The 23,155-nt window shown below is 66.3% G+C and carries 24 protein-coding genes; 12 read left to right on the top strand and 12 right to left on the bottom strand.

Annotation, left to right across the window (positions count from 1 at the left end; all coding sequences use genetic code 11):
- Nucleotides 1-88: 88 nt before the first annotated feature.
- The gene (locus tag A5784_RS22885; protein WP_232006215.1) at nucleotides 89-715 is read right to left on the bottom strand and encodes a class I SAM-dependent DNA methyltransferase; all 627 of its coding nucleotides are present in this window, start codon (nucleotides 713-715) and stop codon (nucleotides 89-91) included.
- A 76-nt stretch (nucleotides 716-791) separates the two neighbouring features.
- On the opposite strand from A5784_RS22885, the gene A5784_RS22880 reads away from it, so the two are divergent.
- The 4 genes from A5784_RS22880 (at nucleotide 792) to A5784_RS22865 (ending at nucleotide 2,938) form a co-directional block, all read left to right on the top strand.
- Nucleotides 792-1,259 (top strand): ATP-binding protein, encoded by a 468-nt coding sequence (locus A5784_RS22880; RefSeq protein ID WP_064947179.1) that lies wholly within the window; start codon nucleotides 792-794, stop codon nucleotides 1,257-1,259.
- A 70-nt stretch (nucleotides 1,260-1,329) separates the two neighbouring features.
- Nucleotides 1,330-1,713 (top strand): hypothetical protein, encoded by a 384-nt coding sequence (locus tag A5784_RS38415; protein WP_156750722.1) that lies wholly within the window; start codon nucleotides 1,330-1,332, stop codon nucleotides 1,711-1,713.
- A gap of 142 nt (nucleotides 1,714-1,855) precedes the next feature.
- Nucleotides 1,856-2,524, top strand: coding sequence for a GNAT family N-acetyltransferase (locus A5784_RS22870; RefSeq protein WP_064947177.1), 669 nt, complete (start codon nucleotides 1,856-1,858; stop codon nucleotides 2,522-2,524).
- Nucleotides 2,525-2,632: 108 nt separating this feature from the next.
- Nucleotides 2,633-2,938: a hypothetical protein gene (locus A5784_RS22865; protein ID WP_064947176.1), complete on the top strand. Its 306-nt coding sequence runs from the start codon at nucleotides 2,633-2,635 to the stop codon at nucleotides 2,936-2,938.
- A 37-nt stretch (nucleotides 2,939-2,975) separates the two neighbouring features.
- Here the strand turns inward: A5784_RS22865 and A5784_RS22860 are convergent, their stop codons facing one another.
- A complete protein-coding gene (locus A5784_RS22860) occupies nucleotides 2,976-3,635 on the bottom strand; it encodes an enoyl-CoA hydratase-related protein (RefSeq protein ID WP_064947175.1) in 660 nt (219 codons plus the stop codon).
- A complete protein-coding gene (locus A5784_RS22855) occupies nucleotides 3,632-4,261 on the bottom strand; it encodes a TetR/AcrR family transcriptional regulator (RefSeq protein WP_064947174.1) in 630 nt (209 codons plus the stop codon). Before A5784_RS22855 ends, A5784_RS22860 begins: the two co-directional genes overlap by 4 nt.
- 126 nt (nucleotides 4,262-4,387) lie before the next feature.
- Between A5784_RS22855 and A5784_RS22850 the strand changes: the two genes are divergently transcribed.
- Both A5784_RS22850 and A5784_RS22845 read left to right on the top strand, forming a co-directional pair.
- The gene (locus A5784_RS22850; protein ID WP_064947173.1) at nucleotides 4,388-6,952 is read left to right on the top strand and encodes an ABC transporter ATP-binding protein/permease; all 2,565 of its coding nucleotides are present in this window, start codon (nucleotides 4,388-4,390) and stop codon (nucleotides 6,950-6,952) included.
- Nucleotides 6,949-8,676: an ABC transporter ATP-binding protein gene (locus A5784_RS22845; RefSeq protein WP_064947172.1), complete on the top strand. Its 1,728-nt coding sequence runs from the start codon at nucleotides 6,949-6,951 to the stop codon at nucleotides 8,674-8,676. The genes A5784_RS22850 and A5784_RS22845 overlap by 4 nt, the downstream gene beginning before the upstream one ends.
- A 9-nt stretch (nucleotides 8,677-8,685) precedes the next feature.
- On the opposite strand, the gene A5784_RS22840 is transcribed toward A5784_RS22845, so the two are convergent.
- Nucleotides 8,686-9,948, bottom strand: a complete 1,263-nt coding sequence (locus A5784_RS22840) for an amidohydrolase family protein (RefSeq protein WP_064947171.1) — start codon at nucleotides 9,946-9,948, stop codon at nucleotides 8,686-8,688.
- Nucleotides 9,949-9,999: 51 nt separating this feature from the next.
- Here A5784_RS22840 and A5784_RS22835 point away from each other — a divergent pair, with 51 nt between their 5' ends.
- Nucleotides 10,000-10,842 (top strand): AraC family transcriptional regulator, encoded by an 843-nt coding sequence (locus A5784_RS22835; protein ID WP_197514843.1) that lies wholly within the window; start codon nucleotides 10,000-10,002, stop codon nucleotides 10,840-10,842.
- Nucleotides 10,843-10,926: 84 nt separating this feature from the next.
- Nucleotides 10,927-11,964 carry an MBL fold metallo-hydrolase gene (locus tag A5784_RS22830; protein WP_232006214.1) on the top strand — a complete coding sequence of 346 codons (1,038 nt, stop codon included), beginning with the start codon at nucleotides 10,927-10,929 and terminating at the stop codon, nucleotides 11,962-11,964.
- A 2-nt stretch (nucleotides 11,965-11,966) separates the two neighbouring features.
- On the opposite strand, the gene A5784_RS22825 is transcribed toward A5784_RS22830, so the two are convergent.
- Genes A5784_RS22825 through A5784_RS22815 form a run of 3 tightly spaced genes read right to left on the bottom strand, consistent with a single transcriptional unit; the run spans nucleotide 11,967 to nucleotide 14,441 of the window.
- Entirely contained in the window at nucleotides 11,967-12,959 is a 993-nt protein-coding gene (locus A5784_RS22825) for an amidohydrolase family protein (RefSeq protein ID WP_064947168.1), read from the bottom strand.
- Between the two features lie 12 nt (nucleotides 12,960-12,971).
- The gene (locus A5784_RS22820) at nucleotides 12,972-13,745 is read right to left on the bottom strand and encodes a DUF2127 domain-containing protein (RefSeq protein ID WP_064947167.1); all 774 of its coding nucleotides are present in this window, start codon (nucleotides 13,743-13,745) and stop codon (nucleotides 12,972-12,974) included.
- Between the two features lie 36 nt (nucleotides 13,746-13,781).
- Nucleotides 13,782-14,441 (bottom strand): O-methyltransferase, encoded by a 660-nt coding sequence (locus A5784_RS22815; RefSeq protein WP_064947166.1) that lies wholly within the window; start codon nucleotides 14,439-14,441, stop codon nucleotides 13,782-13,784.
- A gap of 30 nt (nucleotides 14,442-14,471) precedes the next feature.
- On the opposite strand from A5784_RS22815, the gene A5784_RS22810 reads away from it, so the two are divergent.
- The gene (locus A5784_RS22810; protein ID WP_064947165.1) at nucleotides 14,472-15,188 is read left to right on the top strand and encodes a histidine phosphatase family protein; all 717 of its coding nucleotides are present in this window, start codon (nucleotides 14,472-14,474) and stop codon (nucleotides 15,186-15,188) included.
- Here the strand turns inward: A5784_RS22810 and A5784_RS22805 are convergent.
- Nucleotides 15,172-16,611: an NHL repeat-containing protein gene (locus A5784_RS22805; RefSeq protein ID WP_064947164.1), complete on the bottom strand. Its 1,440-nt coding sequence runs from the start codon at nucleotides 16,609-16,611 to the stop codon at nucleotides 15,172-15,174. The two genes, A5784_RS22810 and A5784_RS22805, sit on opposite strands and share 17 nt — an antisense overlap.
- 246 nt (nucleotides 16,612-16,857) lie before the next feature.
- On the opposite strand from A5784_RS22805, the gene A5784_RS38845 reads away from it, so the two are divergent.
- Both A5784_RS38845 and A5784_RS22795 read left to right on the top strand, forming a co-directional pair.
- On the top strand, nucleotides 16,858-17,205 hold the full coding sequence (locus tag A5784_RS38845; protein ID WP_156750721.1) for a hypothetical protein: 348 nt from the start codon (nucleotides 16,858-16,860) through the stop codon (nucleotides 17,203-17,205).
- 89 nt (nucleotides 17,206-17,294) lie between these two features.
- On the top strand, nucleotides 17,295-18,203 hold the full coding sequence (locus tag A5784_RS22795) for a DMT family transporter (protein WP_064947162.1): 909 nt from the start codon (nucleotides 17,295-17,297) through the stop codon (nucleotides 18,201-18,203).
- On the opposite strand, the gene A5784_RS22790 is transcribed toward A5784_RS22795, so the two are convergent.
- On the bottom strand, nucleotides 18,193-19,347 hold the full coding sequence (locus tag A5784_RS22790; protein ID WP_232006216.1) for an MCE family protein: 1,155 nt from the start codon (nucleotides 19,345-19,347) through the stop codon (nucleotides 18,193-18,195). The two genes, A5784_RS22795 and A5784_RS22790, sit on opposite strands and share 11 nt — an antisense overlap.
- Nucleotides 19,348-19,688: 341 nt before the next feature.
- On the opposite strand from A5784_RS22790, the gene A5784_RS22785 reads away from it, so the two are divergent.
- Nucleotides 19,689-20,249 (top strand): carboxymuconolactone decarboxylase family protein, encoded by a 561-nt coding sequence (locus tag A5784_RS22785; RefSeq protein ID WP_064947160.1) that lies wholly within the window; start codon nucleotides 19,689-19,691, stop codon nucleotides 20,247-20,249.
- Nucleotides 20,250-20,258: 9 nt separating this feature from the next.
- Here A5784_RS22785 and A5784_RS22780 read toward each other — a convergent pair whose 3' ends face one another.
- The 3 genes from A5784_RS22780 to A5784_RS39305 all read right to left on the bottom strand — a co-directional run.
- Nucleotides 20,259-22,436 (bottom strand): elongation factor G-like protein EF-G2, encoded by a 2,178-nt coding sequence (locus A5784_RS22780; RefSeq protein ID WP_064947159.1) that lies wholly within the window; start codon nucleotides 22,434-22,436, stop codon nucleotides 20,259-20,261.
- Nucleotides 22,437-22,509: 73 nt separating this feature from the next.
- Nucleotides 22,510-22,944, bottom strand: a complete 435-nt coding sequence (locus A5784_RS22775; RefSeq protein WP_064947158.1) for a TIGR03668 family PPOX class F420-dependent oxidoreductase — start codon at nucleotides 22,942-22,944, stop codon at nucleotides 22,510-22,512.
- Nucleotides 22,945-22,948: 4 nt separating this feature from the next.
- A partial coding sequence (locus tag A5784_RS39305; protein WP_232006213.1) for a hypothetical protein occupies nucleotides 22,949-23,155 on the bottom strand: 207 nt, incomplete at its 5' end.

The raw sequence follows: 23,155 nt of genomic DNA, 5'->3' as shown, positions 1-23,155 counted from the left end.
CCAATCCCGCATCAACACCTACCACCACCCCCAGCAATACTTCACCGACAACCAAGACGACGACGAAACAGACTGTACGCCAACGTGATCAGGCGGCGACCGCGGCGATGATGAACGCCTGGTCGGCTGTCTCCTTGAGCTGCGGTTGGCGCTCGCGGGTGGCGATGGCATACCCGGTGAACCCGGCGGCGGCCAATGCGTCGCGCACGGTGGCAGTGTCGTGTCGTAGGAAGGTCATCGAGACCGCGTGTCCGAAGGCTTCGTCGAAACACAAAGGAGGTGAGCCAGTTTGGAATCCAAGAAGCAACCAGCCCGGGTCGGTCAGGACCCGGCGGAACTCCGCGAACAGGTCCGCAAGCTCATCGGCTGGGGTGTGGATGATCGAATACCACGCGGACACCGCCGAGAAGGTGCCGTCGCGGTACGGCAACTCGCGCATATCGGCCACCTGGAACCGAATCTGCGGATACCGCTCGCGGGCAATGGAAATCATGGCAGGCGACCCGTCGATGCCCTCGGCTCTGAGGCCCAGCCGGGTGAGTTCGGCGGCGGCTTGTCCGGGCCCGCACCCCACGTCCAGTGCGGCGTGGCCGCCCGATCGCAGCACCAGCTCGGCGAACGACTGCACCAGGCAGCGGTCGAACGGTCTGACGTCGAACTCATCGGTGAAGTGTTGTGCGTACTCGGCGGCGATCAGCTCGTACTGGTCGAACACTGTTCCGACAGTAGCCGGATGTTCTTGCAGCCGGCGACGGCCTGGTAGTAGTGGTGGGGTGAGTTCTGGATCGCCGATGGCTGCGGTACTCGTCACCGGAATGTCGGGTGTGGGCAAGTCCACGGCCCTCGCGGAGCTTGCCCTACGCGGTTTCGGCACGGTGGACACCGATTACGGGCATTGGATCCACGTCGTCGACGGCGAGCCGCTGTGGCGTGAACCGCTCATTGACGAGTTGCTACGCCGACCGCGTATTCGTCCGCTGTTCGTGCAAGGCACCGTGGTCAATCAAGGCAATTTCTATGCAAGATTCGATGCTGTCGTCCTGCTGAGTGCCCCTCCCGCCGTGATCTTCGATCGGCTACGCGCCCGTACCGGAAACGACTTCGGCAAGAGCGCTGTTGAGCAGTCTCGGATCGCGCGGGACATCGCTGAGACCGAGCCGCTGTTGCGCTCCGCCGCCACGCACGAGATCGACACCACTCAACCGCTCCATCGCGTTGTCGATGCCCTCGCCGCAATCGCTGAGACGGCCCAACGGTGAAGAGGTTTCGTGCTCGTCAGGACTCCGGAACCGAGGTGAACGCGCTACGAGTCGCGAGAAATCCTCGAGCGTGACCATGGAGCGGGTTCCCGTTCAGGCGGCGAAGCCGACATCGTTCGTCCCATCAATTGTCCAGCGCTGCCGAAAATCCTATGCGAAATCATCCATTTGGTCGATGCTCCAGGAATATTCGGAATGGCTTTCTGATGATCCTCCGGCGACCGTGACGCCGCGGCGGAGTTGCCCCGATACGGTGCCAGCGAAGGGGGTAGCCGTGACCCTCACGATTCCGTACAGGCCAGCGGACATGATGAACGACCTGCTTCATGAACAGCAGTCGGAGCAGCCGCTCCATGACAGCCACGACCATGCGCGCCATGAATCGCGTGGCCGCGCGTCCAGGCGCATCTATTTCGAGTCGGGACTGTTGGCGCGGGAAATGGATCATCCATGAATTTCCGCATACAAGTTTCCGGACACAAATAACCCGAATGGCATGCAATTCGGCCGTTTTCCTCCGGTGAGGTTGCTGCCAACCTTGTCTGGCCGCTGTGAACTCGTCGCAGCCCGGACTCAGCTGCTCTAGGCTCACCTGCATGACCGACCACGACAAGGCCGCCGCGCGGCGTGAGATTGCTGACGCTCTGCTCAACGCACTCAACCGCCGACACGAACTGCTTGATGTGATCGTGGAGGCAGACGACCGCAAGAGCGCGGTCGACGCTGTTGCGACATTGCTCGATACGTCGCATGCCGCTGCCGACGCTGTCGTCGGGTTGTCCTTCGACCGGATCACCAAGGAATCGCGGCGACAGATCGCTGCCGAGCTTGATGATCTGAACAGTCAGCTGTCGTTCACCGCGCAGGAACGCCGGGCGAGCTCGGGCGAGACGCTTGTGCTGAGGTCCTTCTCGGCCGCCACCGACCGGGACATCTTCGAGGCACGCACGGCAGATGTCGGCGCGTCCGGCGACGGGTCCGGCGCACCCGCCGCCGATATCGACGACGAGATCCGGTCGGCACTGGCCCGGGTGGATGCCGACGAGGCCGCATGGTTCGTGGCGATCGAAGGTTCGGAGAAGGTCGGCATGGTCTTCGGTGAACTCAGCGGCGGCGAGGTGAACGTCCGGATCTGGATCCACCCCGATTACCGCAAGCGCGGGTACGGCACTGCGGCGCTGCGCAAATCGCGCTCGGAGATGGCTTCGTACTTCCCGGCCGTGCCCATGGTCGTCCGTGCCCCGGGGGTTGTCCCGCCGGCCTGAAAAATAGTTCTTCCCCGTCCACGCTCCTGACCACCGCTTTCGCCGAAAAGTGGTGTCTGTGCTCACAGATTCCTTGGCAGGGGGCTCACAGGGGAGGACTATGGAGTCATGCTAACCATACGAAAACTCGCGGGAACAGTATTCGTAGCGGGAGCCGCAGCGGCCATTGCCGCCGCACCGACGGCCATGCTCCTCGCTGATGCGCCGGCCTCATTGACCGACCTGAGCGGAACGAATCAAGTGGTGCTTGCCGACCCGGTCGGCGGCGGTGACGCAGGCGGCGGTGGCGGCTGCGACAGCGGCGCCGGCTGGCAGGGCTGCGGCGGCTGGAACCCGGTCCAGGGTGGCTGGGGCCATGGTTGCCTCAACGGCATCTGCGGAGGCTGGGACGGCCAGCGCGGGTGGGGTAACTAACCCCCACCCGGCGACGGGTTGACCGGCTCGGCTCCGGTCAGCTGTCAGCCTTGAGCGCCTGCGCGGCGACGCCGAACATGACGTCTTTGATGGCGCCGAGCGTGCCGGCGTCCTTACCGTGCAACGGGCGCAACAGGTCGGTGGCCGCAACGGTCACCCCGCCCTCGGGTGCTGTCGCATCCACCAGTCCGTGGGTGTGCGCATCCACCCCGCCGAAGCGGCGGCCCGTCGTCATCGACGCGACGGCGGCCTGCGGCGTCAGCTTGGCCTGGATCAATGCCGCCATCCCGGGGGTGAACGGGATGTGGATGTCCACCTCGGGAAAACAGAAAAAGCCGCGGTCGGCGCGCATGACGCGGAAGTCGTGTGCGATGGCCAGCATCGCCCCGGCGCCGAAGGCGTGACCGACCACAGCGGCCGCGGTCGGCACCGGGAACGTCAGGACCCTGGCCAGCAGGCTCTGGACGCGTCCGACGTACCATGCGCTCTGATCGCTATGTGCGCCAAGCCAATCCAGATCCAGACCGTTGGAGTAGAACTTGCTGTCGGCCGTGGTGACGAGACCGTGCGCCCCCTTGGCGAGCACATGGTCGAGTTGGGCGTCGACCTCGTCGAGGAACTCGGGGGAGAACCGGTTCTCGTCGTCTCCGAGATCGAGGACCGCGATCTCGCCGTCGAAGTCCAATGTCGTTGTCATGATGCACCTTTCGTTGGGTGGTGATTATCGGTGGTCGGGCTTGGGCCGATTTCGAGGACTGCGTACACCGCCGCGCGGAGGTGACGCAGTGCGGTGGGGTCGCCGAGCCGGTCGCGCTGCAGCAGCACCGCCGTGGGCAGGTCGACGATGCAGGTTGTGACGGTGTCCACGGCGGCGCGGTCGCGTCGTCCCCATGCCGTCTGTGCCAACTCGATCATCAGGGCGAGCAGCTGTTTCTGAAGCGCGGCAACCTCATCGGCGAGGTCGTCGGGTAATCCGACCGCTGCGATTTCGTGCGGCGGGAACAGCAGCACCAGCCGGGCCGACGCCGGATGGTCCTCGGCGAACACCGCGGGCGCCTGCGCAGCGGCGGCGATGGCGTCGGTGCCACTGGACGTTGCCTCCACCAATTGCCGTTGCAGGTCGAGGAATCTGTGTGCCGCGCGCACCCACGCTCGGCCCAGGAGGCCGCCACGGGACCCGAACTGGTGGTACAGCGCGCCGTTGGATACGCCGACGGCAGCGCTCACCGCGCGGATGGTCACCGCTGTGAGGCCGGAACTCACTGCCATCGATTCGACGGCATCCAGAACCGTGTCCGGATCGTGGACACGCGGGCGAGGCATGGCGCCAGAGTAACAGAGCGGCTGCTCTATAACTATCGCCATGCCGATGGGCCATGTTGACAGTAGGTAAGGCTACCCATACTTTGTGGGATATCGTGGTCAGGACCAACCGGGAGGGGACCGTCGATGGCACGCGGATTCCAGGGCGCGATCATGCGGGGCTTCGGCGTCCGCGACCACCAGGCCACCGTCGTCGGGACCGAATGGCGAACGCCGAATCTCCTGCGTATCCGCATGGTTTCGCCCACGCTGTTCGAGGATGCCGTCGCCGAGCCGACGTCCTGGCTGCGGTTCTGGTTCCCAGACCCGGAGGGATCCAAGACGGAATTCCAGCGGGGCTACACGATCGTCGAAGCCGATACCGGCACCGGACACTTCGCCATCGACGTCGTCCTGCACGAGCCGTCCGGACCGGCGTCGCAGTGGGCCAGAGGTGCGGCGCCGGGTGCCACCGTATCGGTGACGACGCTGGGCTCGGCGGGCTTCAGTGTGCCGGAGGAGCCGCCGGCCGGGTACCTGCTGATCGGCGACGCCGCAGCCACGCCCGCGATCAACGGCATCATCGAAGCCGTACCGCACGACGTCCCGATCGAGGTCTACCTCGAGCAGCACGACGAGTCCGATGTGCTGATCCCGATTGCGGAACATCCGAGGATGTCGGTGCGGTGGATCGCCCGCACCGACCCGACTTCACTCGCGGCAGCCATCGAGGCCAGGGACTGGTCGGACTGGTACTGCTGGGTGACTCCGGAAGCCGGATCCCTCAAGCATCTCCGCGTGCGGTTGCGCGACGAATTCGGCTTCCCCAAGACGGAGATTCACGCGCAGGCCTACTGGACCGAGGGCCGGGCCATGGGGACCAAGCGCGATGAGGAACAGACTGAAGTAGACAAAGACGTTGCCGCGCAACCTGACAAACAGCCCGCACCGCAGCCGAGCGCACCCCGCGGGAACTGGCGGGCACAAGCCGCAGGCCGCCTGCTGGCCCCGCTCCGCACGCCGCTGATCGTCTCAGGCGTGCTGCAGGCCGTGATCACGCTGGTTCAGCTGGCGCCCTTCGTGCTGCTCGTCGAACTGGTGCGGCTGCTGCTCACCGGAGCCGACCGGGAGCGCCTGTGGACCTTGGGGCTTACGGCCATCGGACTGCTCGGTACGGGCACCTTCCTCGCCGCGGTGCTCACCTTATGGCTGCATTGGATCGACGCGAACTTCGCTCGCGATCTGCGTACCCGGTTGCTCACCAAGATGTCCCGGTTGCCGCTGGGCTGGTTCACCGCCCGCGGATCCGGCTCGATCAAGCAGCTGGTGCAGGACGACACGCTGTCGCTGCACTACCTGGTCACCCATGCCATCCCCGACGCCGTCGCCGCGGTCATCGCACCATTGGCCGTGCTGGTCTATCTGTTCACCGTGGACTGGCGGCTGGCCGCAGTGCTGTTCATCCCGGTACTGGTCTACCTCGTGTTGATGTCGGTGATGACGATCCAATCCGGGCCCCGCGTCGCGCAGGCGCAGCGCTGGGCCGAGCGGATGAACGTCGAGGCCGGGGCGTATCTCGAGGGTCAGCCGGTGATCCGCGTGTTCGGGGGCGCGGCCGCGTCAAGCTTCCGCCGCAGGCTCGACGAGTACATCGGGTTCCTGGTCGCCTGGCAGCGGCCGTTCACCGGCAAGAAGTCGCTGATGGACCTGGTCACCAGGCCGGCCACGTTCGTGTGGTTGATCGTGGCCGTCGGCACCCCGATGATCGTCAACGGCTGGCTGGACCCGGTGGAGCTCTTGCCGTTCCTGTTGCTGGGCACCACATTCGGCGTCCGGTTGCTGGGCATCGGCTACGGCCTCGGCGGCATCCGTGGCGGCATGATCGCCGCCCGGCGTATCCAGAACGCGCTGGACGAACCAGATCTGGCGATCTCGGATCCTGCTGCACCGCACGATGATTCGGGCGCGGTGGTGTTCGACCACGTCACGTTCGCGTACCGACCGGGCGTCCCGGTGCTCGAGGACGTCTCACTGACACTGCGCCCCGGTACCGTCACCGCGCTGGTCGGCCCGTCCGGATCGGGCAAGTCCACGCTGGCGGCGCTACTGGCCCGTTTCCACGACGTGGGCGATGGTGCGATCCGGTTGGGCGGCAGAGATATTCGTACGCTGAGCACCGACGAGCTGTACCGCCGTGTCGGCTTCGTGCTGCAGGACACGCAGCTGGTGGCCGGCACGGTCGCGGAGAACATCGCCCTTGCCGACCCCGACGCGGGAATCGAACGGGTAAGGGAGGCGGCACGTGACGCCCAGATCCACGACCGGGTGGTGCGCCTGCCCGACGGCTATGACACGACGCTGAGCGCGGCGCCTGCCCTCTCCGGTGGTGAACGGCAACGCCTGACCATCGCACGGGCGATCCTGGCCGACACCGAGGTGCTGATCCTCGACGAGGCCACCGCCTTCGCCGATCCGGAGTCGGAATACCTTGTGCAGCAGGCTCTCAACAGGCTTACCCGAGACCGGACCGTGCTCGTCATCGCGCACCGGCTGCACACCATCACCCATGCCGATCAGATCGTCGTCCTCGACGCAGGCCGGATCGCCGAAATCGGCACCCACGACGAACTTCTCGCGGCGGGCGGGCGCTACCACCAGCTGTGGGAGACGGGACGCCGCGACACTGTGACCGCCGGAGAGGCTGCCCGATGATCCGCACTCTGATGGCCCTCATACCTGCCGACAAGCGCGGCAAGGTCGCGGTTTACGGCGTACTGACCCTGATATCGGTGGTGATCCGAGCCGCGGGCACAGTGCTGCTCGTGCCATTGGTTGCAGCGCTGTTCAGCGCCGACCCCGGCGGCGCCGTGCCGTGGTTGGGCTGGCTCACCGCAGCGACCGTCGTGGGTTGGGGGATCGACACCGCCACATCGCGGCTCGGGTTCGACCTGGGCTTCGCCGTGCTTGACCACACTCAGCACGACGTCGCCGACCGGCTCCCCAACATCAGACTCGACTGGCTGTCCGGCGACAACACCGCCAACACCCGGCAGGCGATCGCGGCGACGGGGCCGGAACTGGTCGGCCTCGTGGTCAATCTGCTGACCCCCCTCGTCGGGGCGGTCCTGCTGCCCGCGGCCATCGCCGTCGCGCTGATCGCCGTGTCACCGCCGCTGGGGCTCGCGGCGCTCGCAGGCGTGGTCGTCCTGCTGGGTGCGCTCTGGGCGTCCGGGCGGTGCAGCCGCAAGGCCGACGCCGTCGCTGACGAGACCAACCGCGCATTCACCGAGCGGATCATCGAATTCGCCCGCACCCAACAGGCTTTGCGGGCCGCCCGGCGTGCGGAACCGGCACGCAGCCTGGTCGGCGACGCGCTGGCCGCTCAGCACGGCGCGAGCGTGCGACTGCTGGGCATGCAGATTCCCGGGCAGCTGTTGTTCAGCCTTGCCGGCCAGTTGGCTCTGATCGCGTTGGCGGGCATGGTCACGGTGCTGACGATGCGCGCAGCGTTGAGTGTGCCCGAGGCGATCGCGCTGATCGTCGTCATCGCGCGCTACCTGGAGCCCTTCACGGCACTCAGCGAGCTGGCACCCGCCATCGAGTCGACCCGCGCCACGCTGCAGCGGATCGGCAGCGTGCTGTCCGCGCCGACGCTGACCGCGGGAACCGTTGTCGTCGAGCAGGACTCCGTGCCGCGCATCGAATTCGAGGACGTGAGCTTCGGCTACGGCGACACCCTCGTGCTCGACAAGGTCAACTTCGTTCTCGAGCCAGGGGGCACGACAGCCATCGTCGGCCCGTCCGGATCGGGCAAGAGCACGATCCTCTCGCTGATCGCAGGACTTCACCAGCCCACGGGCGGCCGCGTGCTGATCGACGGCGTCGACGCGTCGACATTGGATGCCGAAACCCGCCGGGCCGCAACGAGTGTGGTGTTCCAGCACCCCTATCTGTTCGACGGTTCTGTTCGCGAGAATATTTCAGTGGGCGACCCGGCGGCCGACGCCGACCAGGTCGCGGCGGCGATGCGGCTGGCCCGGGTGGACGAGCTGACCGGCCGGTTACCCGACGGCGACGCCACTAAAGTCGGCGAGGCGGGCTCGGCGCTGTCCGGCGGTGAACGGCAACGCGTCAGCATCGCCCGCGCTCTCGTCAAACCCGCGCCGATCCTGCTGGTGGACGAGGCGACCAGCGCGCTGGATACCGAGAACGAAGCTGCTGTCGTGGACGCGCTCACAGTCGATCTGCGGCCGCGCACCCGCGTGATCGTGGCGCATCGGTTGGCCAGCATCCGGCATGCCGACCGGGTTCTGTTCGTCGACGGCGGCCGGATCGTCGAGGACGGCAGCGTCGACGAACTGCTCCGTGCGGGCGGCCGGTTCCACGAATTCTGGCGCCAACAGCATGCCGCGGCCGAGTGGCAAATCGTGCACTGAGCGGGGTGGTCAGGCCTTGGCGAGCTGCTTCTGCTCGTAGAGTCGCGCCCACTCGGCCCGCGGCCGGATGGACACGTCGACATCAGCACCCTTGGCGCGCAATGCCTTTACCGTGGCGTCCGCGCGGGCGATGCGGGCGAACGGGTCCCAGCCGAAGAACCGGCAGGAGTTCTCCCAGGTGATCTTGTTGATATCGGAATCGCTTGCGCCCGCGGCATTCAGCTCGGCCAACACCTGCTCGGGCGCGTCGGGCCAGAAGCAGTCGGAGTGCGGGTAGTCGCATTCCCACGCGATGATGTCGATGCCGATCTCGTGGCGCAGCTTCAGCGAGGTCTTGTCGGTCACGTAGCAGGCTAGGGAGTGCTCGCGGAACACGTCGGACGGCAGCTTGTCGCCGAAGTCGCGGCGCAGCCACTTCTGGTTTGTGTAGTGCCGATCGCTGCGGTCCAGATAGAAAGGAATCCAACCGATTCCGCCTTCGGAGAAGGCGAACTTGAGGTCGGGGTAGTTGCGCATGGCCGGACCCCACAGCAGGTCCTGGGCACACATTGCCGAGACCTGCGTGGCGAGGATGATCAGGTTGTCGATCGGCGCATTGGGGGCCATGCTGATAGCCCCGAAGCCGGTGCCGATGTGCAGGCACATCACCACGTTCTCTTCGGATAGGGTCCGGAACACCGGGCCCCAGTATTCGTCGTCGTGGTAGCTCGGAAGTCCTTCCAGATGTGGCAGTTCCGGCATGGTGACGGCGCGGCAGCCCCTGGCCGCGACGCGGCGGATCTCGGCGCACATCGCCTCGGGGTTCCATGTCGGCATGATCGCGATCGGGATGAAGCGGTCGGGGTAGGAACCGGCCCACTCGTCGATGTGCCAGTCGTTGTAGGCCGACACCATCACCAGCGTCGCCTCTTCGCGGTGCATATTGAGGTGACGTGCCGAGAACCCGGTGAAGGTCGGGAAGCACATCGACGCGAGGATGCCGTTGCGGTTCATGTCACGGACCCGCTCGTGCACGTCGTACACGCCCGGGCGCATCTCGGCGAAGCCTGCGGGGTCACGGCCCCATTCCTCGGCTGGCCAGGACACCACGGCGTTGAGCCCGCTGACGCCCTGCGGCCGGCCTTGATACATCCACTGATCGACGCCCTGGTCGTCGGTCACCACGATGGGGGCCTCGTCCTTGTATTTGGCAGGCACGTGGCGCAGGAACATGTCAGGCGGCTCGACAACGTGGTCGTCGATGCTGACCAGGATCAGGTCGTCTTTGTTCATGTTGCTCCTCGCGTGCGCACCTGCATGGGTTCAGTAGTACCGTCGGACAGCGTGACCGTCTCTGCGCTTTCGGACAGAGGTTTAGCCCAATCGGCCAGACTTGCGCGGCCGGTCATCGAGCTGCGCCGCGGTGGCCGGGCGCTGGCCGGGAGCTATCTCTACGAAGGTGAAGGGCTGATCACCGGTTGGCATTCCCACGAAGTGCACCAGATCGAATACGCGATGCACGGTGTGGTGGAGGTGGAGACCGACGCCGCGCACTATCTGCTGCCGCCCCAGCAGGCCGCGTGGATCCCCGCAGGGCTGGAGCACCAGGCGGTGATGAATCCCGACGTCAAGACCATCGCGGTGATGTTCGATACGCAGTTGATCGCCGACCCGGGCGACCGCGCCCGCATCATCGCGGTGTCGCCGCTGATCCGCGAAATGATGATCTACGGGCTGCGTTGGCCGATCGACCGGACGTGCGGCGACGACACCTCCGACACGTTCTTCGCGACGCTGGCGCATCTGGTCGCCGAGGCGCTCGATCACGAGGCGCCGCTGAGTCTGCCGACCTCTGAGCACCCGATCGTGGCGGCCGCGCTGGCCTATACCAAGGAGCATCTGGCCTCGGCGACGGCCGATGAGGTCAGCCGGGCAGTGTCGGTCTCCGAGCGAACCTTGCGGAGGCTTTTCTCCGAGACGATCGGAATGCCATGGCGGACATACCTTTTGCATGCCCGGATGCTGCGGGCCATGGCTCTGTTGGCGGCACCCGAGCAGTCCGTGCAGGCCACCGCGACCGCGGTCGGATTCGAGAGCCTGAGCTCATTCACCCGGTCCTTCAGCCAATTCTGCGGAGAAACGCCGTCGGCCTACCGGTCGCGCGCCCGGCAAACAGACACCAGCTAACCTGACGGCGTGACATGCGCCTGCGGTGGGCACGACTCATCCGGACCTGGTTCGCTGTCCCGACGATCCATGCTGGCGGCCTCGATGTCAGCCGTGGTCGGCGGCGCGGTCCTCGGCACCTCGGCGTGTGGCCGGGCGGAACCACCCAAGTCGCCGCCGCCGATGCCCGAGAACGCCTTGGTCACACTCGGTGTCCAAGCCGGTCCGCCGCCGGTGAAGAACATGACCGGAATATCGTCGGCGCTGAAGATCGGTGGTGACGTCTATCAAATCGACTGCGGCTTGGGCTCACTGAACGCGTTCACCGATGCGGGATTCACGTTCGACGACCTCAAGAGCATGTTCATCACGCACCTGCACACCGACCACATCGTCGACTACTACAGCTTCTTCCTCTCGGGCGGTTACACCGCGAAACCGGGGAAGGCGCCGGTCACCGTCTACGGCCCCGGCCCGGCCGGTGGCCTGCCGGCGAGCCAGGTCGGCAACAGCGACCCGGCGACCATCGACCCGGGCAACCCGGCGCCCGGCCTGGCCGCCACCAGCACTGCGCTGCTGCAGGCGTATGCGTACACGAGCAACATCTTCATCCGCGACATGGGCATCGACGACCTGCAAGATTTGATCAAAGTCGTCGAGATCGCGGTGCCGCCCGGCTCGGACTACCGCAACCGGTCACCGAAGACGGCCCCGTTCCCGGTGATGGCAGACGAGAACGTCACCGTCACCGCGACCCTGGTGTCCCACTACGACGTCTATCCCGCCTTCGGTTTCCGCTTCGATCTGAAGAAGCCGGGTGTGTCCGTCACGTTCTCGGGTGACACGACCAAGTCGGACAATCTCATCGCGCTCGCCAAGGGCACCGATATCCTCGTACACGAGGCGCAGTTCAGCCTCGATGATGCGTACTACCACAACCGTTTTCCGCCTAACTATTTGAAGAGCTCACATACCTCGGCTGAGCAGGTCGGCGAAGTGGCTGCCGCAGCCGGAGCCAAGCATGTTGTGCTGAGCCACTATTCACCGACCGATCTACCCGATTCGCAGTGGCTCGATGCCATCGGCAAGAACTACTCCGGCAAGATCACCGTGGCACGGGACGGTCAGGTGTTCGCGCTGTAGCGCTATGCGCCGAGGTGGGCCGGCAGGCGCTCGCCGAAGAGTTCAATCGCATTGCCGCAGCTGACCTTTCGGCGAGTCGCGGCGTCCATGGGATAGTCGGCGAGGAATTGCGCGCCGGCCTGGTTGTCGTCCATCGGGTAGTCGACCGAGAACATCACCCGGTCGGCGCCCAGCACCTCCAGAGTGCAGCCGAAGGCAGGCGGACAGAAGTTCCCGCTGGTGGTGACGTGAAAGTTGCTGCGCAGGTACTCCGATGGAAGCTTCTGCAGTCGGCGGCCCGCATCGGCGTCACCGCCGAGCCCGTAGTACCGATCGATTCGGAAGGCCGCAAACGGCAACATCTCGCCGAGGTGACCGATGATCATCTGCAAGCGTGGGAAACGGTCGAACAGGCCGGAGTAGATCAGCCGCAGCACGTGGGTACCCGTCTCGGCGGCGAATCCCCACGAGGCCAGGTGCAGGCCATCGCCGACGTACGGCGCGAACCACGCATCCATGACGGCCGGGTGCGGCGTCGTGGGGTGCAGGTAGATCGGCGCACCGAGGTCTTGCGCGCACTCGAAGAGCGCGTGATAGGCAGGGTCGTCGAGATAGCGGCCCTGGCAGTGCCCGTTGATCAGGCCACCGACCAGGCCCAGTTCGGTCACGGCACGCTCCAGCTCGGCTGCCGCCGCAGCAGGATCCTGGGTTGCCAGCGTCGCGAAACCGCCGAAGCGGTGCGGGTTTGCGCGCACAGTGTCGGCCAGGTCGTCGTTGGCTCGACGGGCCAGATCAATGGCACGCGTGACATCCGCCTCGTCCTGCACACCCGGGTCGAACAACGACAGGATCTGGAAATCGATCCCGGCGGCGTCCATTTGTTCAAGCCGCAGCGTCGACCGGTCATACAACCGTTCGTAGGCCACCTGGTTGTGCGAGCGCAGCCAGGTTCCCACCACATTGCCGACGCTGGCCGGGTCCCAGGCGTAGTGCTCTTCGAGCGCGATCAACGACATGGCACCTCCGCGTTACTCGGATCGCGCAGGCGCGGCGAGCCCGGCGCGTTCGACACTGAGCAGGCTTTCGGTGTGGTGTTCGGCGCGGTAAGCCGCACCGCCGCCGTTGATCCCGAACAGCCGCTTGCTCCACAGCAACCAGATCACCGCGGCGACGTTGATGAGGAACGCCCCGAGCCGCACCACGGTCACCTTCTCGGTGAGTTCGTAGATCTCCAACGGCAGGAACACGCTGGTGGCGATCACCGCGAAGTACTCGCCCCAGCGCTGCGTGAGCCACAGGCCGACCGCTTCGATCAGTTCGATCAGGGCGTAGAGCGCCAAACCGACGGCGATCCACAGCAGCGTGGTCGCCGACAGCGAGAAGGCGTGATCGATGGTTCGGATGATCCTGGAATCGTCCATGTTCCAACCGATTTGGTCGGCCAGCGGACGGATGAGGGGGATGTCCTTCTGAAACGCGTCGTGCAGCTGCGACCGGGTGGAGCGGACCTTCAGCACCCCGATGGCCAGCGCCACGAAAACCACCGCCCGGATCGCGCGTTCGACGGCCAGCGCACGCATGATCGTGCGGTCGCGCAGCAGCCGTCCGCGCGGAACCTCGGGGGCGGTGTCGGCGGGCCCGTGACCTCTCGGCGGGCCGACCACGAATGTCTCGCACCGCAGACAGCGCCACGCCTCACCGACAGGGGTCTCGGCGCGGAGACGCTCGCGCAGCTCGGGCTCGTCGGGGTTGAACGTGGCGTGGCCGCGCAGGCCGCAGGACCGCAGCGCGAAATTCACCATTTCAGCACCGTAGCGGAGCCGTCGGCGATGGCCGCGCTATACGCGGCAGCTGATCTCCATGCTGTCGCTGTCGCGGGCCAGGAAGTTCACGCTGACGTAACCGTTGCCGCTGTCCCGGACGTAGTCGAGGTATGGCTGGGTATCGGCCATCGACGTGTTGTCCGCGACCAGCAGCGCGCCCGTCGCAAGCTGTGGCTCAAGCAGTTTGACGACCGGCAGGTACAGCTCCTTCCAGCCGTCAAGCAGAACCAGGCCGATCTCCCCTTCGACGGTCTTGAGGGTTTCCAGGGCGTCGCCGGCCAGCACGGTGATGACGTCGTCGAGCCCCGTCTCGGCGAATGTCTTGGTGGCGGCCTCGACCTTGGCCGCGCTGAGCTCGGTCGTGAAGAGCCGGCCGAAGCCGTTGTCGCGCACCGCAGCAGCCAGATGAAGGGCGGACAGCCCGAACGACATGCCGAACTCGACGACGATCTGCGGCTTGGTGGCCCGCACCAGGGAGTAGAGCAGCCGGCCTGCTTCCGGTGTCACCGGCATGTAGATGTCGCTGAGGGCATCGGCACGTTCTTGTGAGGTCGCTCCGGTGAGGTCGGCGAATCGACCGCCTCTGCCCTCACGCAGTTTGGCGAACTGTTCGTCGGACGCGGCATACATCCGGTCCAGGGCTGCGGCGACTGTGACATCGTGGAGGGTAGTCATGCTAACGAAACTACGCCCGATGGGATGTGGATGGGTCGCTCCGTAGCCGCACGGTTCATGTGCCTCGTGGTCACCGCGGTGTTGGCCGGGTGGTGCGTCGTAGTCACCCCGATCGCGGCGGCGGGCGGCTATCGCACCATCACGGTGACATTCGTCCGGCATGCCCAATCCGAGGGCAACGCAACGGGTCTCATCGACACCTCGACCCCCGGTCCGGCGCTCACCGAGCTCGGCCGCACCCAGGCCGTCGCCAGTGCGCAGCGCCTGGCGGGCAACCACTACGACGGCATCTTCGCTTCGACGATGATCCGCACCCAGCAGACCGCGCAACCGATGGCCGACGCCTTGCACGAGCCCGTCACGGTGCTGCCCGGGCTGCGGGAGATCGAGGCCGGAGACTACGAAGGTCGACCCGAAGCCGATGCCGCCGGCACCTACTTCGCGGCGCCGCAGCAGTGGCTGCGGGGCGACCGATCTGCGCAGATTCCCGGTTCGGTGGACGGCAACGAGTTCGATGCGCGGTTCGACGACGCGGTGCAGCAGATCTACGACAGTGGTGACGTCCAGCCTGTCGTCTACTCACACGGCGGCGCGATCATGCTGTGGGTCGCGATGAACGTCACCAACTCCGATCCGAGTCTGCTGCTGGCACATCCGCTGAACAACACGGATTACGTTGTGGTTGCCGGTAACCCGATCAACGGCTGGCGACTGGTCGACTGGAACGGGGTCAAGGCAGCGGCGTGATGCGCTGAATGCCCGTGACCGTGCCTTGGTAGATCGTCCCGCCCGGTGCGGTGGTGCCCGCGGTCTGGATGGGATCCGACGCGGTGGTCGCGCCGATCAACTGTTCGGTGAGCACAGCTCCGGTGCCGGGATCCACCGCGGCGTAGAAGAACTTGTCGGCGGGTGTGGTGCCCTGCTGATCGTTGACCGGATTGTGCCGCGTGACGGTCACGATCATGCCGTCGGCCACCGAGAGCTTCGGAACGGCCGCCGAGCGCACCGTGTTGTTCCACGCCACATCGCAACCGGAGTTGTCGGGCCGGACGTCGACCCGCGTCATGCCTCCGACAAACGGCGCGGTGGCAGGCACCGCGGGACCGGCATCGCCCGGCACCGCGGGATACGGATAGCCGTAGGTGCTGGCCGCGATCACCGTGCGTCCGGCGCCGATCGGCGAGTTCTCCGAGCCGGGGCCGCCCGACGTGAGCACCGGGGTGGTGCACAGGACGGCGCCGGAGGCCGTGCTGATCACGACCAGATGTACCTGGTTGTCGGCGTTGTCGATGAGCGTCAGGTACTCGCCGCCGGTCACCGGGCCGAAGAAGGTGGGCGTCGAGCCGCTGCCCCAGCTCAGTTGCCCGGGCTTGCGGGCCGAACCACGGTCATAGCCGACGCGGTACTTGACCACGGGGTTTCCCGTCGCATCCTCGGTCAGCAGGTACAGCGCATGCGTGGTGACCACCGCGGTGCCCTGGGGTGCGGTCGCGATGCTGTTGGCGACCCGCTCGCCGTCGGGCAGGGCGACCGATGTGACCTTGCGGGTGGCCGTGTCGACGATGCCGACCGTGCCGCCGGAGGTGGCGTACCAGACCTTGCCGTTGTAGGCGGGTGCGACGCTCGTGACAGAGTCGCCGGACGGCAGGCCGGTGCCCAGCGGCGTCGACTCGACGATCGAGAGGTTCCACAACCCGAGCTTGTTGCGGAGGTGGGCGACCCGGACCAGGTTGGCGTCGCCGTCGACGAGCACGAGCCGGTCATTGTGGTCCAGATACGCGTAGACACCGCCGAGGAGGCTGCCCGCCGCGACGGCCATGCTGGTCAGGGGGGTGCCGGAGGACTTGTCCAGTAGATAGACGCGCGGCGTCCGGCCGAGGATCTGGGTGCACAGTGCGACGGGCAGCCCGTCGGACCCGATCAGGATCGTCGGGCAGGCCGCGGCCAGGCCGATGGGTTGAGCCACGACCCGACGCGTGCCGGGGCCGGGGAGCGCAGTGGTGTCGGAGGCGCCGCTGTCGCCGTGCATGGACGCGGTGCCCGTGGGACCGTCGTACGGGTTGTCCGGCAACTGTGGACCGTACTGGCTGGCAGCCCCGGCCGGCGGAGACGTCAGCGCTGTCACCAGCACCCCAGCCAGGAGCGCTGCAAGCCATCGGCTTACCGACATCGTCAACTCCTGGTGGCGGGCGGAACCGTACGGGTCCCGAACGCTACGGCGGCCCGATCACGAAACCGCATCCGCAGGAACTCGGTTGAGCCAAGAACCCCGACACGCCGCGCCACGTGCGTAGCAGGCACCGGGCGGGTACCCCAGATGTGACGCGCACAGCACCGGTCGCGGGCTGCGGTGCCGGTCACGTCCCGCTCCCCAGCCTGGCGTTACGGCGCTACTGTGAGGAATAACATTCCGGCGATGGGAGCGGGGCAGATGAGATTTCGGCTATTGCCATACGTCACCGTCGAGGTCGACGATCGCTTGCGGCGACGCGCCCGCAACGCCGGGGAACGGCTGCGGATCAACGTCAGGGCTTACCTGCGCAGCGCGGCCGATGACGTGGAGACGGCCAGCGGCCGGGTCCGCGACATGTGCGACAACGCGGTCAACCGCGTCGACTCCGCGGTCGCCACAGTGAACGACAAGATCGCCCCGGAGACCCGGCTGGAGGCCAAGCCGGAGCCCGCGACCGCGCCCGAACCGGATCCTGTGCCCGGCGCTGCGCCACCGCAGCAGCCTGAACAGCAACATCTGGAAGTCGGATAGACCCGGACCGGCGCAAGGGCGTCAGGCACTCTACGGTTGAAGGTGACTGGCGTTCAGGGGCCGACCGGCCCGAAAGGGGTTGACGAGGCTTGCTCGGCAACGGTCTGGCGGTGCTGTTCGCGCTGTGCGCAGCGGTTTTCGCCGCGGTCGGCATCGTGGTCCGGCAACGCGCCACCATGGATGTACCCGCCGAAAAGGGTGTCAGCACGGTCATGCTGCGCACTCTGTTGCGCCGCAAGTTGTGGTGGCTGGGCACTGCGTCCGCGGTAGCCGGATATGCGTTTCAGGCGATGGCGCTCGGCTTCGGATCGTTGCTGTTGGTGCAGCCGGTGCTGGTGTCGGCGTTGTTGTTCGCCCTGCCCTTGAGCGCTCGCCTGGCGGGCCGGCGGGTCAGCCGTGCCGAATGGCTGTGGGCCCTGTTGCTGACGGCCGCGTTGACCGTGTTCGTCGTTCTCGCCAGGGCAAGCACCGGCTCGTACCAGGTTCCGGTGTCCACCACGCTGATCGTCGCGGTGGTGTGTGCGGCCGGTGTGACGCTGTTCGTCGTGGCCGCGACCCGCAGCACCAACTGGCGCCGCGCCGTACTGCTGGCCGTCGCGGTCGGCGTGATGTTCGGCGTCGTCGCCGTGTTGACCAAGATCGTGATGCATCTGGTCGCCGAGGGCAGCGTGCTGGCGGTGTTCACCACACCTGCCCTCTACCTGGTGATCATGCTCGGCGTGGTGGCAACCCTGTTGCAGCAGTCGGCCTTTCATGCCGGGTCCCTGCAGACCTCGGTGCCGACCATGCTGGTGCTCGAACCCGTGGTGGCGGTGGTGCTCGGTTCGGTAGTGCTGGGTGAGCACATGTCGATCACCGGGTTGGAGCCCATCGCGTTGTCGCTGGCGATCTGCGCGATGGCCGCGGCGACCATCGCGCTGGGCCGCGACGAGGGCGCCTACGAGGAGAAACTCGAAGCCCAGGTGGGCAGGCGGTCGGTGAGCACCGTTACGGATTGATGGTGTGCTCGCCGATCTGGCGGCCCCAGACGTACTCCGACGTCAATGGTTGACCCAGCTCGAAGTGGTTGTACGGCGCGATCGATGCGCCGGTGTCGAACACCAGATACGGCGCGGGCCACAGGTCCCGGGTGATGGGTTGCCAGCAGCCGGGCCGTCCCTCGGGGCCGCCTTTGGCGTTCACCCGGGGCAGGTTGTCCGGGTACACGTACGCGTTGCCTGCGCCGACGAGCGAGTCGTGCAACAGGAACGAGTAACCGTTGCGGGTCTGCTGCGCGAACGCGGGCGCGGCCTCGTAGTAGTTGTGGATCATGCAGTACAGCGCAGGGCTGTTGCGGTCGAACATCGCGCTGACCGGCAGCAGGTCCTGGGCGCCGCGGACCAGATAAGGGCCGCCGCGTTCGAAGATGTCACCACCGGTGTTGCCGAAGCCGACCGCGGCGACGAGGGCCTCGTCGAGGTTGCCGCGTTGATCGTTGAGGGTGTGCGCGGTGGTGACGGCGTGGCTCAGCCCGTCCCAGAGATCCGGCGAGGCGTTGGCGTACACCTCGCTGAGATCGGCCAGGGCCGTGACGTCGTGGCGGATCTGGGGCATGCGGGAGTTGAGGTCGGCCAGGATGGTGTTGCCGTTGACGATCGATTGGCCGAATTTGTCGCCAAGACCGTCGAGGGCCTGGGCCGTGGCGGTGAGGGTTTCGTTGAGCTTGATCGGATCCACTTGTTCGGAGATCGCGGTAATGGTCTCGAACAGCGTGTTGAACTCTGTGGTCACGCCTTGGGCCCGAATGGGTGTGTCGGCCGAGAGCCGCTGCGGCGACGGGTTGTCCGGCGAGACGAACGATATGTATTTGTTGCCGAACACCGTGGTGGCCCGCAATTCGGCGTGCACATTTTCCGGTATGAGATGCAGATATTTCGGATCGACGTCGAGCAGCAACCTGGCTTCGGGGTTATTCCCGACGTCCACCACGTCGACAGAGGCCAGCCTGCCGATCGGCACGCCGTTGTAGGTGACCTTCGAACCGGGATCCATTGACAAGCCCGCCCGGCCGGACATCACCGTCAGCTGTGTCTTCGGCTCGAATGCACCGCGGAACTGCATCCAGGTCAGGGCCAGGATCACCACAATGGCCGTGGCGAAGATGAAGAAAGTCGTCTTGTACGGCGGGTCATAGCGCCAATGCCTGAACCGCTGTTCCAAGCCGCCCCGTAATCCGGCCGAGGATGAGGCCACGCGCAAACCTCCGATTATTGACGCAGCCAAAAGTTAAGCTCATCAAACTTTCTCAAATGAGTGGAGATAAAAGCAACTGAATCGGGCCGATTGCGGTGCATATCAAAGCCGGCGGGCAACGAGACGGCGGTCACGTGATCGTGATACGGACCTGCGCGATGGCGGCCGGGTGTACGTTTAGCTCATCTACATTGTGATCGGTCGGGGAGATCGGTCGCCGCGCGGTGATGCGGTCGCAGAAGGGATCAACAATGCTGACGCCACTACCGGCTGAAGACTGGGACGAGCATGCGCGTGAGGCGTTGATCGGCACGGTGCCACCGGAGCGCCGAAACGCCGACGACGTGGGCAACGCGCTGGCGACGCTGGTCAGACATCCCGAATTGGCCGGCCGCTTCCTGCCGTTCAACACCTACCTGCAGAAGTCCTCGCGACTGCCGGAACGCATCAGGGAACTGGTGATCCTGCGCACCGCGCACCACCACGGGTGCGGGTACGAGTGGGGCCACCACGTCGTCATCGCGCGTCGACTTGGCCTCACCGATGAGGACATCACCTCGGCCCAAAGCGGTTTCGCCGTAGACGAATTCGATCAGGTCGTGCTCCACGCGGTCGATGAGCTGCATTCCGGTTCGCGCATCGGCCCGGACACCTGGACCGCGCTGGGCGAACGGCTCGACGATCAGCAGCGCATGGATCTGATGTTCACGGTCGGCGGCTACGGCACACTCGCGTTGGCGCTCAACACTTTCGACGTCCAGCTCGAAGCCGATGCCGGCAAAGAAGAGCTGTACACCGAGATCGGCAGCTGAACCGGACGGCTACTCCTCGCTGCGTACCCGAGCTGCCGCCGTTTCCGGCATCGGCTCGTAGCGGGCGAACGAACGCGTGAACGACCCCGAGCCGTGGGACAACGAGCGCAGATCGATGGCGTACCGCGTCAGCTCGATCTCGGGGATCTCCGCCTTCACCGCTGTGTGATCCTCGCCGACCTTGTCGGTGCCGACCACGCGACCGCGGCGGCTGGACAGATCGCTCATCACCGAGCCGACGAGGTCGTCGGGCACCACGACCATCACGTCATCGACCGGCTCCAGCAGGTTCACCCGGGTGGTGGCAGCAGCCTCTCGTAGGGCCAGTCCGCCCGCCATCTGGAACGCGAAATCCGATGAGTCGACGCTGTGCGCCTTGCCGTCGACCAGGGTGACCCGGATGTCGACGACGGGGTAACCGAGCTCTGATCCGACCCCCTTTTCCATCTGGGCGCGCACGCCCTTCTCGACGCTAGGGATGAACTGGCGCGGAACGGCGCCGCCCACCACCTTGTCGACGAACTCGAAACCCGACCCCTCCGGCAACGGCTCCACCTCGATATCGCACACCGCGTACTGGCCGTGCCCACCGGACTGCTTGACGTGACGACCATGGCCTTTTGCCTTGCCGCCGAACGTCTCTCGCAACGGGACGCGTAACGGGATAGTGTCCACCGATACGCCGTAGCGCCGGGACAGGGCGTCGAGCACGACGCCCGCATGCGCCTCACCCATGCACCACAGCACGATCTGATGGGTTTCGGGGTTCTGCTCGATGCGCAGCGTCGGGTCCTCGGCGGCCAGTCGCTGCAATCCGACCGAGAGCTTGTCCTCGTCGGACTTCGCGCGTGGTTGCACGGCCACCGGCAGCAGCGGGTCGGGCATGGTCCACGGTCGCAGCACCAGCGGATCGGCCTTGTCGCTCAGCGTGTCCCCGGTCTCGGCGCGGCTGAGCTTGCCGATCGCGCAGATGTCGCCCGCCACTACCACCGGTGCCGGACGCTGTTGCTTGCCCAGCGGGAAGGACAGCGTGCCGATGCGCTCGTCCTCATCGTGATCGGCGTGCCCGGTCGTGGCGTGCGCGCCCGCCTCGGCGCCGGGTGCGCCGCCATTCGGTACGAAGGCCGAAAAATGGCCCGACACGTGCACTGTCGCGTCGGGCCTTATGGTGCCGGAGAACATCCGGACCAGGCTTACCCTGCCGACGTAGGGATCCGACGTGGTCTTCACCACCTCGGCCAGCAGCGGTCCGGACGGGTCGCACGTCAAGGCCTTGCGGGGAGCGCCCTGCGGGGTGAACACCTCGGGCAGGCGGTGATGCGGCGGAGCCGGGAAGCCACGGGTGGCGACCTCGAGCAACTCCAGCGTGCCGATGCCCGATCCGCTGCACACCGGGATCACCGGGAAGAACGAGCCGCGCGCGACGGCCTTCTCAAGGTCTTCGATGAGTGCGTTCTGGTCGATGTCCTCACCGCCGAGGTAGCGCTCCATAAGCGTCTCGTCTTCGGACTCTTCGATGATCCCCTCGATGAGCGACCCACGCAGCTCGGCGATCTCGTCGGAGTACGAATCGGCAGGCGCGTGCGACGAGTGCTTGCCGTCGGAGTAGTCGTACTGGGTTTGGGTGATCAGCCCGATGACGCCGCCGCCTGCCGGAAAGTACAGCGGCAGCACCTTGTCGCCGAACGCCTGCTGTGCGGTGGCCAGCGCGTTGGCGTAGTTGGCCCGGGCATGGTCGAGCTTGGTGATCGCCACGGCGCGCGGCATCCCGACCGCGCTGCACTCCTGCCACAACGCCTTGGTCGGCTCATCCACGGTCTCGTTGGCCGCGACGACGAACAGCGCGCAGTCCGCCGCCCGCAATCCCGCGCGCAGCTCTCCGACGAAGTCGGCATACCCGGGGGTGTCGATGAGATTCACCTTGATCCCGTTGTGCTGCAACGAGGCCAGGGCAAGCCCGACCGAACGCTGCTGGGCGATCTCGGCGTCGTCGAAGTCGCATACCGTCGAGCCGTCGAGCACCGAGCCGACGCGGGTCAGCACCCCGCCTGCCATCAGCAAGGCATCCACGAGTGTGGTCTTACCTGCGCCCGACGGCCCGACCAGTGCGATGTTGCGGATCGCCTCCGGGCGTTCCGCGGTCGGTAGGGCTCCGTTGCCGGCCGCAGAGGCCGTCCTGTCCGCCATGACATGTCCTCCTGAGATCTCTTTCCACCATTCCCCGATGTGACCTACAGCACAAGGGCTGGGTGGCGAGCGTTCAGGCCTGCCAGGAAGACCAGCGCGTGACCTCGATGGTGACGACCGGTCCGTCGAGCGCGATCCGTTCGTACTGGCGGTATTTGGCGCGCAGGAGGGCGTAGCCGGTCGCCATCTCGTCGCCGCTGTAGTGGGTTGCCGCCTGCCCGTCGGCCCGCACCCACCACAGGTGGGACCAGTCCTCGTCGTAGCGGTCGACGAGCAGGCTCACCCGCGGATCGCGTTCGATGTTGGCCAGCCTGCGCAGCTTCTGCGTGGACTTTCGTTTCGCGTCGACTGCGGTGTAGATCGTGACGCCGTCGGTCCCGCGATGCACCGCGAACACGACCGGGACCAGGTGCGGGGCGCCCTCGGGTCCCAGCGTCGCCAGGACTGCGGTGGGCATGCCTGCGAACTGCTCGATGGCGTTGAACCCGGTTGCATCGAACTCGGCCATGCGTTCAGCGTAGGAGCAAGCGCCGGGTCAGTGGGTGTGTCTCGGCTGCGGCGCCACGCTGTACGGCGTTCGGGTGACGTTGATCTCGGGCCGCTTGGTGGGTGTCTGCTGATACGTCGGCCGGTAGGCCGGCGCCTGGCTCGGCGGTGGCTCGGCAGGCGGCGGTGGTGGCGCTGTCTCTTATACACATCTCCGAGCCCACGAGACTACG

Origin of the sequence: Mycobacterium sp. 852013-50091_SCH5140682, from assembly GCF_001665685.1 — a bacterium.
In the GTDB taxonomy this organism is placed as follows: domain Bacteria; phylum Actinomycetota; class Actinomycetes; order Mycobacteriales; family Mycobacteriaceae; genus Mycobacterium.
Note: the sequence above shows the minus strand (reverse complement) of the source record. Positions and strands in the feature narration are given on the sequence as shown.

Bases quoted from the DNA above. Each gene is read 5' to 3' on its own strand.
- A5784_RS22855 (WP_064947174.1), bottom strand. From the start codon at position 4,261: ATGCCTCGCCCGCGTGTCCACGATCCGGACACGGTTCTGGATGCCGTC.
- A5784_RS22870 (WP_064947177.1), top strand. From the start codon at position 1,856: ATGACCGACCACGACAAGGCCGCCGCGCGGCGTGAGATTGCTGACGCT.
- A5784_RS22775 (WP_064947158.1), bottom strand. From the start codon at position 22,944: ATGGCCGAGTTCGATGCAACCGGGTTCAACGCCATCGAGCAGTTCGCA.
- A5784_RS22845 (WP_064947172.1), top strand. From the start codon at position 6,949: ATGATCCGCACTCTGATGGCCCTCATACCTGCCGACAAGCGCGGCAAG.
- A5784_RS22825 (WP_064947168.1), bottom strand. From the start codon at position 12,959: ATGTCGTTGATCGCGCTCGAAGAGCACTACGCCTGGGACCCGGCCAGC.
- A5784_RS22805 (WP_064947164.1), bottom strand. From the start codon at position 16,611: ATGTCGGTAAGCCGATGGCTTGCAGCGCTCCTGGCTGGGGTGCTGGTG.
- A5784_RS22840 (WP_064947171.1), bottom strand. From the start codon at position 9,948: ATGAACAAAGACGACCTGATCCTGGTCAGCATCGACGACCACGTTGTC.
- A5784_RS22865 (WP_064947176.1), top strand. From the start codon at position 2,633: ATGCTAACCATACGAAAACTCGCGGGAACAGTATTCGTAGCGGGAGCC.
- A5784_RS22830 (WP_232006214.1), top strand. From the start codon at position 10,927: ATGTCAGCCGTGGTCGGCGGCGCGGTCCTCGGCACCTCGGCGTGTGGC.
- A5784_RS22860 (WP_064947175.1), bottom strand. From the start codon at position 3,635: ATGACAACGACATTGGACTTCGACGGCGAGATCGCGGTCCTCGATCTC.
- A5784_RS22880 (WP_064947179.1), top strand. From the start codon at position 792: ATGGCTGCGGTACTCGTCACCGGAATGTCGGGTGTGGGCAAGTCCACG.
- A5784_RS22820 (WP_064947167.1), bottom strand. From the start codon at position 13,745: ATGGTGAATTTCGCGCTGCGGTCCTGCGGCCTGCGCGGCCACGCCACG.
- A5784_RS22815 (WP_064947166.1), bottom strand. From the start codon at position 14,441: ATGACTACCCTCCACGATGTCACAGTCGCCGCAGCCCTGGACCGGATG.
- A5784_RS38845 (WP_156750721.1), top strand. From the start codon at position 16,858: ATGGGAGCGGGGCAGATGAGATTTCGGCTATTGCCATACGTCACCGTC.
- A5784_RS22810 (WP_064947165.1), top strand. From the start codon at position 14,472: ATGGGTCGCTCCGTAGCCGCACGGTTCATGTGCCTCGTGGTCACCGCG.
- A5784_RS22785 (WP_064947160.1), top strand. From the start codon at position 19,689: ATGCTGACGCCACTACCGGCTGAAGACTGGGACGAGCATGCGCGTGAG.
- A5784_RS22780 (WP_064947159.1), bottom strand. From the start codon at position 22,436: ATGGCGGACAGGACGGCCTCTGCGGCCGGCAACGGAGCCCTACCGACC.
- A5784_RS22850 (WP_064947173.1), top strand. From the start codon at position 4,388: ATGGCACGCGGATTCCAGGGCGCGATCATGCGGGGCTTCGGCGTCCGC.